This is a genomic window from Simonsiella muelleri ATCC 29453 (genome assembly GCF_002951835.1).
In the GTDB taxonomy this organism is placed as follows: Bacteria; Pseudomonadota; Gammaproteobacteria; order Burkholderiales; family Neisseriaceae; genus Simonsiella; species Simonsiella muelleri.
The window spans coordinates 244,551-262,831 of record NZ_CP019448.1 but is presented as its reverse complement, the minus strand read 5'-3'; the positions used below and the strand labels follow the sequence as shown (position 1 = coordinate 262,831).

General features: G+C 42.4%; 18 protein-coding genes and 2 pseudogenes. 15 read left to right on the top strand and 5 right to left on the bottom strand.

What is annotated here, in order from left to right; genetic code table 11:
• The first annotated feature begins 27 nt into the window (after nt 1-27).
• From BWP33_RS01250 to BWP33_RS01235, 4 genes are all read left to right on the top strand, one after another.
• Nucleotides 28-573 carry a hypothetical protein gene (locus BWP33_RS01250; protein WP_002641182.1) on the top strand — a complete coding sequence of 182 codons (546 nt, stop codon included), beginning with the start codon at nt 28-30 and terminating at the stop codon, nt 571-573.
• A 99-nt stretch (nt 574-672) separates the two neighbouring features.
• Entirely contained in the window at nt 673-1,236 is a 564-nt protein-coding gene (locus BWP33_RS01245) for a hypothetical protein (protein ID WP_002641183.1), read from the top strand.
• A gap of 279 nt (nt 1,237-1,515) precedes the next feature.
• Nucleotides 1,516-2,304 (top strand): tryptophan synthase subunit alpha, encoded by a 789-nt coding sequence (gene trpA / locus BWP33_RS01240; RefSeq protein WP_002641184.1) that lies wholly within the window; start codon nt 1,516-1,518, stop codon nt 2,302-2,304.
• 97 nt (nt 2,305-2,401) lie between these two features.
• Nucleotides 2,402-3,835, top strand: coding sequence for an NAD-dependent succinate-semialdehyde dehydrogenase (locus BWP33_RS01235; protein WP_002641185.1), 1,434 nt, complete (start codon nt 2,402-2,404; stop codon nt 3,833-3,835).
• Nucleotides 3,836-4,192: 357 nt separating this feature from the next.
• Here the strand turns inward: BWP33_RS01235 and BWP33_RS01230 are convergent, their stop codons facing one another.
• Nucleotides 4,193-4,369: a DNA cytosine methyltransferase gene (locus BWP33_RS01230; RefSeq protein WP_002641186.1), complete on the bottom strand. Its 177-nt coding sequence runs from the start codon at nt 4,367-4,369 to the stop codon at nt 4,193-4,195.
• Nucleotides 4,370-4,432: 63 nt separating this feature from the next.
• Here BWP33_RS01230 and BWP33_RS13245 point away from each other — a divergent pair, with 63 nt between their 5' ends.
• The 5 genes and pseudogenes from BWP33_RS13245 (at nt 4,433) to BWP33_RS01210 (ending at nt 6,227) form a co-directional block, all read left to right on the top strand.
• Nucleotides 4,433-4,522 (top strand): transposase, encoded by a 90-nt coding sequence (locus BWP33_RS13245; protein WP_398408063.1) that lies wholly within the window; start codon nt 4,433-4,435, stop codon nt 4,520-4,522.
• A gap of 18 nt (nt 4,523-4,540) precedes the next feature.
• A pseudogene (locus BWP33_RS01225) lies at nt 4,541-4,636 on the top strand (transposase); the annotation flags it as partial.
• A pseudogene (locus tag BWP33_RS01220) lies at nt 4,593-5,342 on the top strand (5'-nucleotidase, lipoprotein e(P4) family). The pseudogenes BWP33_RS01225 and BWP33_RS01220, both read left to right, overlap by 44 nt.
• A 140-nt stretch (nt 5,343-5,482) precedes the next feature.
• Entirely contained in the window at nt 5,483-5,701 is a 219-nt protein-coding gene (locus tag BWP33_RS01215; protein ID WP_002641189.1) for a helix-turn-helix transcriptional regulator, read from the top strand.
• Nucleotides 5,682-6,227 carry a hypothetical protein gene (locus tag BWP33_RS01210; protein ID WP_002641190.1) on the top strand — a complete coding sequence of 182 codons (546 nt, stop codon included), beginning with the start codon at nt 5,682-5,684 and terminating at the stop codon, nt 6,225-6,227. Before BWP33_RS01215 ends, BWP33_RS01210 begins: the two co-directional genes overlap by 20 nt.
• Before the next feature lie 255 nt (nt 6,228-6,482).
• On the opposite strand, the gene BWP33_RS01205 is transcribed toward BWP33_RS01210, so the two are convergent.
• The gene (locus tag BWP33_RS01205) at nt 6,483-6,668 is read right to left on the bottom strand and encodes a hypothetical protein (RefSeq protein WP_244903125.1); all 186 of its coding nucleotides are present in this window, start codon (nt 6,666-6,668) and stop codon (nt 6,483-6,485) included.
• Between the two features lie 92 nt (nt 6,669-6,760).
• On the opposite strand from BWP33_RS01205, the gene BWP33_RS01200 reads away from it, so the two are divergent.
• Nucleotides 6,761-6,946, top strand: coding sequence for a hypothetical protein (locus BWP33_RS01200; protein WP_002641191.1), 186 nt, complete (start codon nt 6,761-6,763; stop codon nt 6,944-6,946).
• 79 nt (nt 6,947-7,025) lie between these two features.
• Here the strand turns inward: BWP33_RS01200 and BWP33_RS01195 are convergent, their stop codons facing one another.
• The 3 genes from BWP33_RS01195 to BWP33_RS01185 form a co-directional block, all read right to left on the bottom strand.
• The gene (locus BWP33_RS01195) at nt 7,026-10,859 is read right to left on the bottom strand and encodes a DUF3683 domain-containing protein (protein ID WP_104930413.1); all 3,834 of its coding nucleotides are present in this window, start codon (nt 10,857-10,859) and stop codon (nt 7,026-7,028) included.
• 106 nt (nt 10,860-10,965) lie between these two features.
• Entirely contained in the window at nt 10,966-11,412 is a 447-nt protein-coding gene (locus BWP33_RS01190; RefSeq protein ID WP_002641193.1) for a SixA phosphatase family protein, read from the bottom strand.
• Nucleotides 11,413-11,481: 69 nt separating this feature from the next.
• A complete protein-coding gene (locus tag BWP33_RS01185) occupies nt 11,482-12,195 on the bottom strand; it encodes a tetratricopeptide repeat protein (protein ID WP_002641194.1) in 714 nt (237 codons plus the stop codon).
• A gap of 151 nt (nt 12,196-12,346) precedes the next feature.
• Here BWP33_RS01185 and tsaD point away from each other — a divergent pair, with 151 nt between their 5' ends.
• The 5 genes from tsaD (at nt 12,347) to ftsA (ending at nt 18,256) form a co-directional block, all read left to right on the top strand.
• Nucleotides 12,347-13,429: a tRNA (adenosine(37)-N6)-threonylcarbamoyltransferase complex transferase subunit TsaD gene (tsaD, locus tag BWP33_RS01180; RefSeq protein ID WP_002641195.1), complete on the top strand. Its 1,083-nt coding sequence runs from the start codon at nt 12,347-12,349 to the stop codon at nt 13,427-13,429.
• A 226-nt stretch (nt 13,430-13,655) separates the two neighbouring features.
• Nucleotides 13,656-15,068: a UDP-N-acetylmuramate--L-alanine ligase gene (gene murC / locus BWP33_RS01175; RefSeq protein WP_002641196.1), complete on the top strand. Its 1,413-nt coding sequence runs from the start codon at nt 13,656-13,658 to the stop codon at nt 15,066-15,068.
• 71 nt (nt 15,069-15,139) lie between these two features.
• Nucleotides 15,140-16,060: a D-alanine--D-alanine ligase gene (locus tag BWP33_RS01170; protein WP_002641197.1), complete on the top strand. Its 921-nt coding sequence runs from the start codon at nt 15,140-15,142 to the stop codon at nt 16,058-16,060.
• On the top strand, nt 16,050-16,856 hold the full coding sequence (locus BWP33_RS01165) for a cell division protein FtsQ/DivIB (protein ID WP_002641198.1): 807 nt from the start codon (nt 16,050-16,052) through the stop codon (nt 16,854-16,856). Before BWP33_RS01170 ends, BWP33_RS01165 begins: the two co-directional genes overlap by 11 nt.
• Before the next feature lie 38 nt (nt 16,857-16,894).
• Complete coding sequence (gene ftsA / locus BWP33_RS01160) at nt 16,895-18,256, top strand: cell division protein FtsA (protein WP_002641199.1); 1,362 nt, start codon at nt 16,895-16,897, stop codon at nt 18,254-18,256.
• Nucleotides 18,257-18,281 lie beyond the last annotated feature (25 nt).

Here is an 18,281-nt window from a genome sequence, read left to right as displayed (position 1 = left end):
CCACTGTTTGCCATTGGAAAGATAACCATGAAAAAAATCGGTTTCGTTTGTTTAATACTATCACTGGCGGCGTGCAATGTATCGCACCAACCCAAGTCCAATCAATCGCCCCCACCTAAATCCAAACAATCTCATCAATCTATTGAACAATCACAGGATCATTTTTCCCTAATCAATCAAGCCATGATGCAAAGCCAAGGACGTGTCAAAGCCGTGTTAGCTGAAACACGCAAAATGACTTTAATGCAAGAAATCATCAAAGGTGGTTGCTGGGATTTTTTGGATACCGCATGGACTCGCGCAGGTGTACCACGCCAAGCTCGTCAAATCATCTACGCCAACAAAATCGGCGGTACATACGCCAACCCGAACCAGTTACAAATCGGCGACTGGATTTATTATGTGAACCATAGCTATCATGATATTGAACACAGTGGTATGTTTATTGGTTGGACAGATAAACCGCGCCACATTGGTTTGATTTTGAGTTACGCAGGTGAACATCGTGCCGAACCTGCTCGGTATCGCGAATACGATTTGTCGCACGTTTATCATATTACTCGGGCTGAATAATTTTCAGGCAGCCTGAAATTAATAACAGTGGAATAAAACAACAATTTTATGGCATTTTTTATTTTATAATAATTTATTTAATTTGGTTATTGGAATTCAATGGATATTAATTTATTAAAATTACTACGCGATGCGCGTGATGTTTTGCTGTTTCGTTTTTACCCAATAGACCATTATCGTTATGGTTTGCCTGTGATGTTGATGTTGATGGTAGCAGTGGGCGTGGTCAATGCGTTGATGCTCAAACCGATGCTTGGTAATGGGCAAAGCGTCATGATGCTGGGGTTTGTGTTTGCGCTGCTCAAATGGCTGCTGCTGACACGCGCCACAACTGGCATTTTGCAATATTTTGGTAGCCCACGCATTCCTTTTTTGGGTTATGCATTGCTGACTGAATCATTGGTGCTACCGTTACTGCTGTTACCGTATTTTCCTGAAATGGCGATGATTTTTCAGTTGTGGAATTTGTGGATATTTTGGGCGCAACTGATTGGCTTTGCCCGAATTAGCCAGCAACCGATTAGCAAAGTTTTGATTGCATACGTGGTCTATTTTATTTTGGTAATGGCATTTGGGTTGATTATGTTGGGGTTATTTAATTTGGGCGGTTGGCTAGATATAACCGAACTTCAAAAAAATATAGAAAAACTCATGAAACAATAACCACTTCACTAAACGCGTGTTTTTCAGGCTGCCTGAAAGATTATTACGTTAAAATATGTAAATTCATTTAGAATAATTTGACTAATAACATGAAAACTTTTATACTGCGTTTCATTAAGTGGTTGCATGCTACTTAATAGTTTCTCCTCTATTTCTCCTTTGTAAATAAACTTTGGCGCGTACTTCGGTACGCGCATTTTTTTTGGCTGATTTTCTGATGCAATCAACCAATCCGCGTATAATTTATTTTATTTTGTTCAATTACCCAAAGGACACAACATGAGCCGAATCGCCCAAACTTTCGCCCAACTTCATCCCCAAAAAGCCTTGATTCCCTACATTACCGTGGGCGACCCAAATTTGGACACCACTTTGGCATTAATGCACAGTATGGTGGCAAATGGCGCAGACATTTTGGAATTAGGTATCCCCTTTTCCGACCCAATGGCAGATGGTGAAGTCATTCAACGCGCAGTAGAACGCGCACTGGCAAACCACGTTTCATTGCGCGATGTATTGGCGGTGATGCAGCGTTTTCGTCAATCCAATCAACATACGCCAATCGTTTTGATGGGCTACCTGAATCCCATTCACAAAATGGGTTACGCCGAATTCGCTCAAGCTGCTGCCAATGCTGGTGTGGACGGTGTTTTAACGGTGGACAACCCCATTGAAACCATTGCACCTTTACAAGAAGCCCTAAAAGCGCGTGGCGTAGATTGCATTTTCCTGATTGCCCCCACCACCACTGAAACACGTGTACAAGCGATTGCAGAACGTGCCAGTGGTTTTGTGTACTACGTTTCGCTCAAAGGCGTAACAGGTTCAGCACAATTAAATGTGGAGACGGTAGCAGAAAAAGTAGCAATGTTACGCCGCTACATTCATATTCCGATTGGTGTGGGATTTGGGATTAGCGATGCAGCAAGCGCAGCAAAAATTGGTTCAGTGGCAGACGCTGTGATTGTGGGCAGCTGGATTGTGCGCGAAATTGAAGAACAAGGCGAACATGCAGTCATGAAAGTCGGCGAATTAGTAGGCAGCCTGAAAGCCGCTATTTTATCGTGAATTCAATTAAAATCAGTACAACGTTATCGCCTTGCCCTCATTTTAATTTAATCCACTATGAAATATTATTTTCAGGCAGCCTGAATAAGGAATTAACATGAAAACCATTAATGAATTACTCCAACATCCAGATATCTCATTCACAGAATCCCCCAACGCTATTAGCGTAACCAATCCTGCTACCCAAGAAATCATCGCATACGTCAAAAAAACCGATGCCAATCAACTTAATAACATCATCAACCGTGCCCAAACTGCCCAAAAAAATTGGGCAAGTCGCACCGCTTTAGAACGCGCTGACGTGTTGTGGCAATGGCATCACGCACTCAAACAAAACAAGGAAAATCTCGCCCGACTCATGACCATGGAACAAGGTAAACCCCTTGCAGAATCACGTGGTGAGATAGATTATGCTGCCAGTTTCATTCGCTGGTTTGCCGAAGAAGCACGGCGCATTGACGGCGATATTTTGACCAGTGTCAAAAACACACAAAAATTATTGGTTATTAAACAACCGATTGGCGTAACTGCTGCCATCACACCTTGGAATTTTCCAGCCGCCATGATTACGCGTAAAGCCGCACCTGCGTTGGCGGTGGGTTGCGCGATGATTGTAAAATCTGCTTCTCTAACGCCCTTGAGTGCCTACGCGCAAGCGGTTTTGGCGTATGAAGCGGGCGTACCCGAAGATTTATTCGTGATTGTGAATGGCAACTCGAGCGAGATTAGCGATGTGTTGACGCAAAACCCGATTATCCGCAAAATCAGTTTCACAGGTTCAACCGAAATTGGTGCAAAATTATTTGCCAACAGTGCAAATCAAATCAAAAAACTAAGTTTGGAATTGGGTGGCAATGCGCCATTTATCGTGTTTGATGATGCTGATTTAGATAAAGCCTTATCAGGCGCAATCGCCAGCAAATTCCGCAATAGCGGTCAAACCTGCGTTTGCACCAATCGCTTGTACGTACAAGCCAAAATTTACGATGAGTTTTGCGACAAAATCGCTGCCAAAGTCGCCCAATTTAAACAGGGCAACGGTTTGGACGAAGACGTGAACATTACCGCTCTAATCAACGAAAGCGCAGTTGAAAAAATAGAAAGCCACATCAGCGATGCGCTGACTAAAGGCGCAAAATGCTTGGTCGGTGGTAAACGCAGCGAATTGGGTGGTACATTTTTTCAGCCAACTGTTTTACGCGATGTATCCGCACAAATGCTTGTGGCAAAAGAAGAAACGTTTGCACCACTTTGCCCAATTTTTAAATTTGATACCGAAGATGAAGTCATCACAGCCGCCAATGACACGGAATTTGGTTTAGCCGCCTATGTCTACACCAGCAACACCGCCCGACAATGGCGTATGGGCGAAGCGTTAGAATATGGCATGGTCGGCATCAACACGGGATTAATCAGCAATGAAGTCGCGCCATTTGGTGGCATCAAACAAAGCGGTTTGGGGCGAGAAGGCAGCAAATATGGCGTTGATGAATATCTAGAAATCAAATATTTGTGTTTAAATTTAGATTAATTAAGAGATAAATATAGTGTTTTAAATTTAAATAAGGACAACAGCCTGAAAATGGGCTTTTATAGTGAGACCTTTGCAAAACCTCTGAATTTATAAATTCAAAAAAAAAAAAAAAAAAAAAAAATAACTAATTGAAACTTTAGAAATTTATTTTTTATAACTATCAAAAAAATGAAGTTTTGCAAAGGTTTCAGACTGCAACCGCCATATACATCTAGTAGTACATAAGGGAGAGAACAACGCAATCGCATTGTTAGTTTTGGTAGTGCTTCCAAAAGTATGATGCTTAAAATTTAAGCATACTTCACTATTTTTACCATCAGACTTTTTAAAGCACTACCCAAGCAACCTGAAAACTCATACTAATTCAGCCAACACATTCGCAATGTGCCACATCAATACAGGTGGAACAGCGTTGCCAATCGCCCGATATTGGCGATTATCGGATACACCTGCAAATTTAAAATCAAGTGGAAACGATTGAATATTAGCCGCTTCTCGCGGAGAAAATCGGCGATAACGTTTATTAACCATTAAAACAGGGTCAGTGCCATTTAAACTTAGAACCTGTATTCACAAAAATGATAAAATATCTTTATGACTAGAAAATCCTACCCAACAGACTTAACAGATGCCCAATGGCAAGCGATTGAGCCACATTTTAACCAGCTACGCCACTACAAATAGGATAAACGTCAATTAGTGAATGCCGTTTTGTACATTACCAAAACAGGTTGCCAATGGCGTATGCTGCCCAATGATTTTCCACCTTATTCAACCGTATGGAGTTTCTATCGCAGAGCCAATCAATGTGAACTGGATGCAAGAATCGGGCGAATTTAAAGCCTTGTCTTATCAAGCGTTTAATTTTGCGCGTATTGTGTTTGACAATGCAGCCGCACCAAACAGACAGAAAAAAGCAGTGGTGGTGGATTTGGACGAAACCATGTTGGACAACTCGGCTTATGCGGCGTGGCGCATCAAAAACAATATTCCGTTTAAACAAGCCGACTGGGCTCGCTAGGTTAATGCCCGTCAAACCACGGCAATGGCTGGCGCGGTGGAATTCAATAACTACGTTAATTCGCGTGGCGGCAAAGTGTTCTATGTGTCCAACCGCTTGGAAAAAGAAGAACAAGCAGCGACTTTGGAAAACATGAAGCGTTTGGGCTTTACAGGCGTTGATGACCAATCGTTGCTGCTCAAAACTGACCGCTCTAATAAGAGTGTGCGCTTCCAACAAGTGCAAGACCAAGGTTACGCGATTGTGGCATTTATGGGCGACAACTTGAACGATTTTGGCGATGAAACCTATCGCAAAGACAACGCCCAACGCCGTCAGTTTGTTGACCAAAACAAACAGTTGTTTGGCACAAAATTTATTGTGTTGCCCAATCCAAGCTATGGCGACTGGGAAAGCGGCATGGCAAAAGGCTATTACTCTTTAACGCCACAAGGTAAATTAGATGCGCGTAGCAAGGCGTTGCGTACTTGGGACGGTAAGTAATTGAATGATTAAAAAAGCAGCCTGCACTTTTCAATCGTAAAAGTGCAGGCTGCTTTTTTAATCCATTTTGTCATTTATATTTGACAAAATGATTTTTATCACTCTAAAATGTCATTTATACACGACAAATATCAATATTTATGAATGCAAACCAAGTTCGCCAGTATCGTCAAATTAAAGGTTGGTCGCAGCAAGAACTCGCCCAACGCATAGAAGTTGCAAGACAAACCATTAATTTAATTGAAAATAATCGCTACAACCCCACGCTTTTGTTGTGTATTAAATTAGCACACGCGCTTGATACCGACTTAAACAGCCTATTTTGGCAAGGAAATGAACATGAACAAATTACTGAATAAAATTTTCAACTGGCTCATTGGCAAAGAAGAGCAAGGCTTGGACGAGCGGCAACAGCAGCTTATTAACGCTTTTTATGCAAGGCTAGGCAAATTGGCATCAAAGCTAACTTTTTTTGCCGTTTTATTGGATACTGTTTTTTATATATTGAAAAGCATACAATTATTAGATTGGCAACCAAGTGTTCCAGCGGTGGTATTCATCATGGTTTATGGCGCATTTTTTAATCTGTATTACCCCAAAAATATTGAAGAGGAGTTGCTCAATCCTGATGATTTTACCGAAAGCAAAATGCAACAGAAAATGCGCAATATTGTCAAAAGGGCGATTGTTACGTTTATGGCAACGTGTGTTTGTTTGGTGTTTTTTTTATACATCAAAGAGCCAACGGCTCCTTTATGGTTGATGATGCCGTTTGTTTTGATGGCAGCCATTTCTGTTACATGGTTTGTTATCTCCGAAGAGCGTAAACTTTTGCAACAGCAAGCCCAAATCATACAGCAACAACAAAATCAGCATGATGAATAAAAAGCAGCCTGCACTTTAAATGAGCAAAAGTGCAGGCTGCTTTTTTACATTTCGCGCAAATATTGTATTGCCAACAACACCACTTTTTCTTGACATCCTTCCCTCCCTAAAGGGAGGGAATTCCTACTGCGGTTAGCAATGTTTTGCTGACTCGCTTCGGTAGGTTCGTGCTGCTGACAACCTGACTGCATTGTTCACTTCAAACGCGCTATGGGCACGCCCTGCCCTGATTTTCGTTTCAGGCTGCCTGAATATTTACCTTTCACGTTTTTTATCAAAATATGGAGCTAATTGCTCAGCATTTGTAATTCCATATAAAACTAAATTATCTACTAAACATAGTCTAAATGCTGGGTCATCTATTTTATGATTAGATGAGCAATCCACTCGCCATTGTTGTAATACATAGCCAAAGTTTTTACCCAGAATGGTAGAACTCAATTCTTTGGCGATAAAAATTTGGTAGATTTTTTATCTACGAATTGGTACCCACAATGGACACATACTTTAACTGTTTAAATAAGGAAGTTAATATGGCTAATACAATTAAACCAGGTCAAACTACTGGTAAAAATGGTGGTATTTATCAAGAAATTGGACCACGTGGCGGAGTAAAAAATAACTACGCAACTATTCCTGATAATCGTAAAGCTCCTCCAACACAAGGTTCTGGCAATTCTTGGACTCAAATTAAAAGAACACCAGATAGTTCTCGGTAAATAAGAAAAAGAGGAGTAGATATCAATTATCTACTCCTCTTTTAGCTTTCAGGCAGCCTGAACATCTCAAACAATCAAATCACAAGAGAACCTTCTCAATCCCCCCATTATTCGCCTTTTCTACAAATTCTGCTTGCCAATTTTCGCCCAAGATTTTGTTTGCCATTTCAATCACAATGTAATCAGCAGGCAAATTATTGTCATCTTCATAGCGACTCAAACCTTGCAGACACGCGGGGCATGAAGTCAGCATTTTCACGGGTTCGCCTTGTGGCAATTGAGTGAGATTTTTCTCAATTTCTTCTTGTTTACGGAATTTAACTTGCGTGGCAATATCGGGACGTTTAACAGCAAACATACCACTTTCACCACAACAACGGTCGCTCAACACCACATTTTGTCCCATCAACTCGCTGGCTAATTTGGTGCCATCCATCGTTTTGATTGGCGTATGGCAAGGGTTGTGATACAAGTATTGCTGCCCTTTTACACCGTCTAATTTGATGTTTTTTTCCAACAAAAATTCATGAATATCAATAATGCGACAATTCGGGAAAATATCTTCAAAACGGTATTCTGCCAGTGCGTCATAACACGTTCCACAACTGACAACCACAGTTTTAATATCTAAATAATTCAGCGTATTGGACATTCTGTGAAACAAAACGCGGTTTTCGGTTACCATGTCATTGGCTTTGGCTTTGTCTCCACTGGCGTTTTGCGGATAACCACAGCACAAATATCCTGGCGGCAACACAGTTTGCACACCAGCGTGGTACAACATCGCTTGGGTTGCCAAACCAACTTGACTGAACAATTTTTCCGACCCACAACCAGGAAAATAAAATACCGCTTCTGCATCTTCAGGCAGCGTTGGATTTCGGATAATTGGAATGGTTTTGTTGTCTTCCAAACCCAGTTGCGAACGCATGGTTTTCAGTGGCACATTACGCGGTAATGGGCGGTTAATAAAGTGAACAACTTGTTCTTTAATATTGGTTTTTTGCGTAGTGGCTTTGGGAGCGCGTTTTTGTTTACCTGCGCCAATGTGAAACTGTTTCCCCAAATCATAACCCATGTTTTGCAGCCTGAAACTGGCATCAATCACACCTGCGTGTAGCGTTTTGACGGCAATAGGATTTTTGGCGTTTAAAAATGCCATGCCTACCGCCGTCAATGGATTGAATTTTGCTTTGCCTGATTTTTTCAAAAAGGCACGAATATCCACGGTTACATCACCAAAATCAATGTTCACAGGACACGGTTTCACACAACGATGACAAACCGTGCAATGGTCGCCAATATTGCCCAATTCATCAAAATGTTTGAGTGAAACACCGCGCCGCGTTTGTTCTTCGTACAAGAATGCTTCCGCCAACAAGCCCACACCCAAAATTTTATTTCTTGGCGAATACAATAAGTTAGCGCGTGGGACGTGCGTAGAACAAACAGGTTTACATTTGCCACAACGCAAGCAATCTTTCACCGCATGGGTAATTTGCCCCAAATGTGATTGTTCCATAATCAAGCTCTCAAAACTCAATAACTCAAACGATGGCGTATAAGCATTGCGTAAATCCGAACCTTTCATCAATTTACCACGATTAAAATATCCTTTTGGGTCAATCTGTTGTTTGTAGTTCCAAAACGGTTGCAATTCTTCATCTGATAAAAATTCCAGTTTGGTAATGCCGATGCCATGTTCGCCCGAAATCACGCCATTCAGGCTGCGTGCCAGTTTCATGATTCGTGCTACGGCTTGATGTGCGGTTTGCAACATCTCATAATCATCTGAATTAACAGGAATATTGGTGTGAACATTGCCATCGCCTGCGTGCATATGCAAGGCAACAAACACCCGTCCACGAACAGTTTTAGCATGAATCTTGCCCAAACCTGCCATGATTTTGGTGTCGGCTTTGCCGCTAAAAATTTCAGCCAGCGGCTTCATCACATCTTCCTTAATGGAAACACGCAGCCTGAAATCACGAAATGCAATAAAACAACTTTCAGATGAATTGGCTTCAGGCGACACCACAATTTGATGACCATAACGCGCTTGATAAACAGATAAAGGCGCGTCCAAATTCTCCAACAGCCATTGCCAACGCGCTTGCACTTCGCTGACAAATTTCAGCGCATGATTGGCGCGTTCCCCCAGCAATTCGCTTTTAGGCAAATCGGTATCCAGTTGCTCAACGGGCAGGCTGCCTGAAAGATATTGAATCAACGCAGCGCATAATTTCAATTTATTTTGAATAGACAATTCAATATTAATGCGTTCAATGCCGTCCGAATATTCGCCCAATCGCTCCAACGGAATCACCACATCTTCATTGATTTTAAAGGCATTGGTATGTTTAGCAATCGCAGCAGTTCGGGCGCGGTCAAGCCAAAATGTTTTACGCTGTTCGGGTGAAATGGCGATAAAACCTTCACCTTCACGACATTTTGCCAAATTGACAATATGTTCTGCTGCCTGATTAACGGCGTGTTCATCGTCCGACACAATATCCGCAATCAGTACCATTTTTGGGCGACCTTTGCCAGCCGCTTTGGTAGCGTAGCCGACTGCACGAACATAACGCCAATCCAAATGCTCCAAACCCGCTAAACGCACAGATTCATGTCCCAACATAAAATCGCGGATTTCCACAATAGACGGCGTGGCGTTGGCAACCGTACCAAAAAACTCCAAACAAATGGTTCGTGTATGTGTAGGCATTTTGTGTAATACAAACGCCACACTGGTGATAATCCCGTCCGTGCCTTCTTTTTGTACGCCTGGTAAACCACTCAAGAACTTGTCGGTAACATCCTTACCCAAACCCACTTTGCGGAATTTGCTGCCTGCAATTTCCAAGCGTTTGGTATGGGCAATGGTTTTACCGTCTTCTTTTAAAGTGTGAACATCAAAAATGGCGGTTTCTTCATCGTGAATTTTGCCAAAATTATGGCGTACACGTTCAATCAACAACCATTCGCCTTGTGGATTAACCATTTTCCAATAGGCGAGATTATCCAAAGCTGTTCCCCACAACACCGCTTTTTTACCGCCTGCATTCATCGCCACATTGCCACCTACACAACTGGCATCTGCTGATGTTGGGTCTACGGCAAATACCAATTGGGCTGCGTGTGCTGTTTCCTCAACACGTCTGGTTACTACGCCCGCTCCACAATGAATGATGGGATACGAGCCTTCTAAACCTGCCAATTCCACAAATTGCACGCCATTGTGTCGGTCTAATTTTTCAGTGTTGATAACCGCAGACATCGCGTCTAAAGGCACAGCACCACCCGTGTAACCCGTGCCACCACCACGCGGAATAATGGTTAAATCCAGCTCAATTAAAGCACGAACAAGCGGCGCAATTTCGTCTTCTGTATCAGGATTAAGCACCACAAATGGATATTCCACACGCCAATCGGTTGCGTCTGTAACATGCGTAACACGCGCCAAACCGTCAAACATAATATTATGTTTTTTAGTGATTTTAGATAAACGCGACAAAATTTGTTCACGTTTTAATTTGGTCGCAGCAAAACTGTTTTCAAATTTGTTGACTGCGCTTTCGGCTGCCTGAACCAATTTCAACACGTCCGAATTATCATCACGGCGATTGTTAATTTCATTTAAACGATGTCGCATGGCTTGTACCAATGCGGCTTGACGTTTGGGGTGTTCCAACAAATCATCCACCAAATAAGGATTACGCACCACCGCCCAAATGTCGCCCAATACTTCAAACAGCATTCGAGCAGAACGTCCTGTTTTGCGTTGAGTGCGAAGCGTTTCGAGCATTTGCCAAGCAGATTCGCCCAACAAGCGCGACACAATTTCTTTATCAGAATACGATGTATAGTTATAGGGAATTTCGCGGATTCGCGGTGTGGCTGGCGTATGTGTGATTGCGGTCATGATGTGTTCCGTTATTATGAATACAGGTTCTGAATCAAAACAAAAAGAAATAGGGATTATTGTAAAGGATTTTTAACGTTACAGGCAGCCTGAAAAATTATTTGCTGAAAACTTTTTGTAATTTTGCCTGATGATTGAATTGATTAAACTGCAAATCAAATTGCCAAAACGCGCTTTTTTTGAACCAAATATCCGTCCACTGTCCTGTCAGCAAATACGCCGCCAATTGCCCAATCCAAAATTGATGCCCGACCCACACCACGCATTCATCATTTTGACAAGCTTGCAAAATTGGCAACAAATCCACTGCCAATACATCGGGATTGAGTTCAGGCAGCAACACCGTTTCACGTTGCAAATAGGCGGCAGTTTGTTGGCTGCGTGTGGCTTCGGAAACGCAAATTTTGGCGGATTTGGGGAGCATTTTGTTAATGCGATGCGCGGTGCGTTTGGCTTGCTGATGACCTTTAGCTGTGAGTGCGCGAACCAAGTCGTTACCCGTACCGATTTCGGCTTCAGCGTGTCGCCATAAAATGAATTGCATAATTATCTCCATGATAAAATTGACGGTAATCTTTCAGGCAGCCTGAAAAGAGCGTGTGAATTTATTTTATCAAAATTGTTCTAACGCTGATTCGGCTTCAGGCAAACCCAATTTAGCGGCTCGCTTGAGTAAATCCTGCGCTTTTTGGCTATTTTGTGGCACACCTTTACCGTCTTGATACAAAGCTGCCAAATTATACAAAGATTTATCATGATTTTGCATGGCAGCTTTTTCATACCATTGGGCGGCAGTACGATAATCGCCTTGTTCATCTCGCAAAGCTGCCAAATTAAATTGCGCTTCGGCATAACCCAATTTAGCGGCTTTCTCATACCACAAAGCAGCCTGAAAAATATCTTTTTTCAAATATTTACCATTTTCCGCTAACCAACCCAAACGCGTGATGGCTTGTGGATAATTCTGTTTTTCGGCTTGCTCATACCACTGGATGGCGATTTGTGGATTCGCATCAACGCCATCACCACGCTCATACATCAAACCCAAATTGAATTGTGCTTCGGCATCGTTTTGTTGTGCGGCGGCGGTATACCATTTGAGTGCGTTGGCGTAATTTTGTTTGGCGTAGTAGAGCCATGCCAAGCGTGTTTGAGCGGCAGCATAGTTTTGGTTGGCTGCTTGTTGATACAAGGCTTGTGCGGCATCATTATCATCTTGTTGTTCGTATTGTTGGGCTCGTTGGAATAATTTGGCTGGATGGTTTAAATTGGGTTGTGCATGCGCCAATACGCTGACAAAACATAAAATTAAGATTATTTTTTTCATATCATGTTGTTCCTGATAATTGACTTTTTGTTATAGCGAATACAGGTTTTTATTATTTTCAGGCAGCCTGAAAGCCAAATTTTCGCGTAAAATAGGGTTTTATTTTATTGATTTTCAGGCTGCCTGAATATTTGATTTACAGAAAATTAAAATGCTTGTACTTGGAATTGAAAGCTCTTGCGATGAAACAGGAGTCGCGTTATACGACAGCGAAAAAGGCTTAATTGCCAATCAGTTACACACACAAATGGCAATGCACGCCGAATACGGTGGCGTTGTCCCAGAACTCGCCAGCCGTGACCACATTCGCCGACTTGTCCCATTAACACACGCAGCATTACGCGAAGCGAAGGTATCGTATCAACAAATTGACGCGATTGCCTACACACAAGGGCCAGGCTTGGGCGGAGCATTGCTGGCAGGAGCAGCTTATACGAATGCGTTGGCGTTTGCGTTGAATAAACCCGTGTTGCCTGTGCATCATTTGGAAGGGCATTTGTTGTCGCCGCTTTTGGCAAAAGAACAGCCTGAATTCCCATTTGTCGCATTGCTGGTGTCGGGCGGACACACACAATTTATGGCAGTGCGTGATTTTGGCGACTACGAATTAATAGGTGAATCAGTAGATGATGCAGCTGGTGAAGCATTTGATAAAACAGGAAAATTAATTGGTTTACCGTATCCTGCGGGTGCAATTTTGTCGCAATACGCAAAATTAGGTCATCCAGACGCATTTCAATTTCCACGTCCGATGTTGCACAGTCATGATTTGCAAATGAGTTTTTCTGGTTTAAAAACAGCCGTATTGACCGCCGTAGAAAAAACCCGCGCCACACACCATTTGTCGCCACAAGACACGCTGCCTGAAAATATCCGCAATGACATTTGCCGTTGTTTTCAAGATGCGGTAGTGGATGTGTTGGTGGCAAAAGCCAAAGCAGCATTATTGCAGACGGGTTTTCGGCGTTTGGTGGTGGCAGGCGGCGTGGGGGCGAATTGGAAATTACGTGAAGAATTATCATCATTGACCGTCCAAACTGCACCCAAAAGGCAACCTGAAAATATAAAAACTTATTTTCCACCACTGGATTTGTGTACGGATAATGGGGCAATGATTGCATTTGCTGGGGCAATGCGGTTGGTTCATGGCGTACAAGATGCTGAAAAATCAGGGTCTTTTGATGTAAAACCGCGTTGGCGATTGAATGAAATTGTGCGTGATAAGATGAATTGATTGTTTTCAGGCTGCCTGAATTTCGTTTATCTGCTTAAATATGAATATAAAACCTGATAACAAACTAATTTGAAAAGATAATTCAAGCTGCCTGAAAAAACATTGTACATTTTCTAAAAAAAAATACAAAAAAACATAGTCAAATCAGCATAACACCTTTAAAATAGCGGATTTTTGGCGCGAAGCTATTCTTACGCAAAAAAGCAAATTTACGGAGCAGAACATCATGAAAAACAGAGTGAAGCATATCCATTTTGTCGGCATTGGCGGTTCAGGTATGTGCGGTATTGCCGAAGTTTTACACAATTTGGGCTTCACCGTTTCGGGTTCTGACCAAGCACAAAGCACAGCAACGCGGCACTTATCCAGCATCGGCGTACAAGTTTTTCCAGGACACACTGCCGAACACATTCAAGGCGCACAAGTGGTGGTAACTTCCACTGCTATACGAGCTGATAATCCCGAAGTTTTGGCTGCTTTAGAACAACACATTCCAGTGATTCCACGCGCCATGATGTTGGCAGAATTGATGCGCTTCAAAAATGGCATCGCCATTGCAGGCACACACGGCAAAACCACAACAACCAGCTTAACTGCATCGGTTTTGGGTGCAGCTGGCTTAGACCCGACATTTGTCATTGGTGGAAAATTAACCGCAGCAGGTACAAATGCGAAATTAGGTTCAGGTAATTACATTGTGGCAGAAGCCGATGAAAGCGACGCATCATTTTTGTATTTGTCGCCCGTATTCACCGTGGTAACCAATATTGACGAAGACCACATGGATACTTACGACCATAAAATTGATAAATTATATCAAGCATTTACTGACTTTATTCATCGCATGCCATTTTACGGTAAAGCATTTTTATGCGTGGATAGTGCACACGTACGCAATATCCTGCCTGAAATTAAACGCCCTTATTGCACTTACAGCATCAGCGATGAAACCGCGGATATTTATGCAACTAACATTTTGGCTATTGGCTCACAAATGAAGTTTACCGCCCATATTCGCCAACAAAAAAATAACGAGCCTTTAGTATTTGATGTCGTACTGAATATACCTGGTGTGCATAATGTGTGCAACGCACTGGCCAGCATTGGCGTGGCATTGGAATGCAAAGTACCTGTAGACGCGATTCAGGCAGGTTTAGCAGGGTTCAGTGGCGTGGGTCGCCGATTCCAAAGTTATGGTGAAATGAATTTACCACAAGGCGGTAAGGCTTTGGTTATTGATGACTATGGTCATCACCCAGTAGAAATGGCAGCCACTTTAGCCGCCGCGCGTGGTGCATACCCTGACAATCGTTTGGTTTTGGCATTTCAGCCGCATCGCTATACACGCACACGCGATTTAATTGATGATTTTTCTGCCATTTTAAGTACAGCAGATTTTTTAATGCTGACTGAAGTTTATGCTGCAGGTGAACAACCTATTCCTCACGCTGATGGACGTTCTCTAGCACGAATTGTCCGGGCGCGTGGTAAAGTAGAACCGATTTTTTGTGAAGACGTGAATTTAATTCCCGAAACACTGCTGCCCTTTTTGCAAGATGGCGATGTCATCTTAACCATGGGCGCAGGCAGCATCAATCGCGTCGCACAAGCACTGCTGGATTTGAGTCAGACCAGTTAATTAATCAATAAGATAACGGTGCTGCTTGTTTTTTCAGGCAGCCTGAAAGATTTTGTGAATTAGGAATAACCATGCAAGATTTTGGTAAAGTAGCTGTGTTAATGGGCGGATTTTCATCAGAACGCGAAGTCTCACTAGACAGCGGTAACGCCATTTTAACCGCACTCAAAAGCAAAGGCGTTGACGCCCACGCTTTTGACCCAGCAGAAACAGAATTATTTGAATTAAAAAATCAAGGTTTTGATATTGCATTCAATACATTGCATGGCAGTTATGGCGAAGATGGCACAGTACAAGGCGCACTGGAAGCATTGGCAATTCCTTACACAGGTTGTGGCGTGTTAGCATCAGCAATTGGCATGGATAAATATCGCAGCAAATTATTGTGGCAAGCTTTAAATTTACCTGTACCGCCTTTCGTGATTCTGACCGACACCAGCGACTTTACTGCCGTAGAAGCACAATTGGGCTTGCCCATGTTTATCAAACCCGCAGCAGAAGGTAGCAGTGTTGGCGTATACAAAATTAAAACTGTTGGTGAATTACAACAAAAATACCAAGAATTACGCGACCAACATATGCACGGTGAAATCATGGCTGAAAAATTTATGTCAGGTGGCGAATACACTTGTGGCGTGATTTATCGCAAAGCATTCCCCAGTATCAAAATTATTCCGCAAAATGAATTCTATGATTATGAAGCAAAATATAATCGTGATGATACAATCTATCTATGCCCATCGGATTTAATCCCAGCCGATGAACAATTAATGCGTGATTTGGCGTTAAAAGCCTTTGAAGCCATTGGTGGGGGCAACAATTGTGGACGCGTGGATTTTTTACGCGATGCAGACGGAAAAATTTATATTTTAGAAGCAAATACATTACCTGGTATGACCAGTCATAGCTTGATTCCAAAATCCGCTCAAGTGGCAGGCGTGGCATTTGCTGATTTGTGTATTGACATTTTAAAGACAGCTTATGAAGTATAATGAACGCCTATTAAGTGGCACAGGTTTGAAAATTCTATATAGTGTAGTGAGCATTCTCCTGTTTGCAGCGGTTATTCGTTTCAGCATGAATTTGAGTTATTTCCACATTTCTACCGTTGATATGGTAGGTGTTCGTGATGAGCAACCATTAAAATATGTCAATAAAGAACAATTATTTGAAAAACTTAAACCTTATTTGTCAGGTAGTTACTTTCATATTGATTTAGATAAAGCTCAAGAAACTGCTATGCAGACGGAATGGGTAAGTGATGTTAAAATTCAACGTATTTTACCATCTACCGTTCGCTTAACCATTAAAGAACATGAACCTGTAGCAGTATGGATTCGTGAAGGAAAAACAGCGGGTTTAGTAGACAGCGAAGGGAAAATTTTTCAGGCTGCCTATCAAGGCAAATTGCCCGAATTTGACGGCGAAGTGAATACGTTGCCACAAATGGCAACACAATTCAAAAATTTTAATGATGAACTCCATCCTTTGCGTTTAAGCATTCTGCGTTTACAATACACACCACGAGCAGCGTGGACCATGATGCTAAATAATGGAATTGAGTTGCGCTTGGGCAAGCAAGATGTGAACACACGTATGGCACGTTTTGTTACTGCATGGCAACATTCATTGCGTGAACACGCGTCAGCATTGGATTATGTAGATATGCGTTACAGTGATGGTTTTGCTACCCGAAATCGTGCAGGTGCCGTCAGTCGCCCAGTTGATGCAGATATTCACGATACACCTGAAGACACCAAACAAACCCAAAATGTGAAACAACAATAAAATTTAAATAATTCATATATTAACCGAGATGAATCAACATGGTTGAAAATAAACAATATATCAGCGCATTGGATATCGGCACATCAAAAGTCATTGCCTTAATTGGTGAATTGATTGATGATGAAATCCACATTGTCGGCATTGGTCAAGCACCGTCTCGTGGACTCAAGGCCGGTATGGTTACCAATATTGATGCCACTGCTCAAGCGATTAAACAAGCCATGTCTGAAGCTGAACACATGGCTGATTGTAAAATCACGCACTTGGTAACAGGAATTGCAGGCAATCATATACGCAGCCTGAATTCTCAAGGCGTGGTTAAAATCAAAGATGGCGAAGTTACTCAAACCGATATTGAGCGTGCTAAAGAAACCGCAAAAGCTGTCAACATTCCCCCAGACCATCAGGTTTTACACACTGTGGTGCAAGAATACATCATTGATAATCAACCTGGTGTACGTGAACCCATTGGTATGAGCGGTGTGCGTTTGGATACGCGTGTCCACATCATTACGGGTGCCGTTACTGCCATGCAAAATATCCAAAAATGCGTGCAACGTTGCAACCTAACTGTTGATGATATTATGTTGCAACCATTGGCAAGCGCATCGGCTGTATTAACCGAAGACGAAAAAGAATTAGGTGTATGCGTGATTGATATTGGTGGTGGCACAACCGATATTGCTGTCTATACCAATGGCGCGATTCGACACACCGCCGTGATTCCTGTTGCAGGTGATTTGATTACGCGCGATTTGGCACACGCATTACGGACGCCATCTAATTCAGCAGAATACATCAAAATCAATTATGGTGTGGCTTTGGCAAATATTGATGGTTTAGATGACATGGTGGAAGTACCAAGCGTAGGCGATCGCCGTTCACGCCAAATTTCGCGTCGTGTCTTGGCAAGTGTGATTCAACCGCGTGTTGAAGAAATTTTAGAATTGACTTTAAACGAATTACGCCGTTCGGGTTTCCCTGAAGAAGTTTTGACTTCTGGCATTGTCTTAACAGGCGGTGCATCGTTACTGCGTGGTATGGTAGAATTAACCGAAGAAATTTTTGATTTACCTGTACGTATTGGCGTGCCACCCGAAATGGCTGGTCTATCCGAACGCGTACGCAATCCACGCTACTCTACCGTAATTGGTTTGCTTCAGGCAGCTAAAGAACGTCATCAACAAGGGCAAAGTCAAAGCGCAGGTATTTCCAATACCAGTCGCCGAAACATTCTGAAAAAGGTCAATGTTGATATTTTTGCAACAGAAAATTCAGACGAAACCGATACGCTAGAACCCAAACGCCGTCCTGTGCAACAACCTATTCAACAACAAATTGAAGAACCGCAAATGGGTTGGTTTGCACGTTTGCGTGAATGGATTAACAAAACACTGTAATTGCATATTTCAGGCAGCCTGAAAT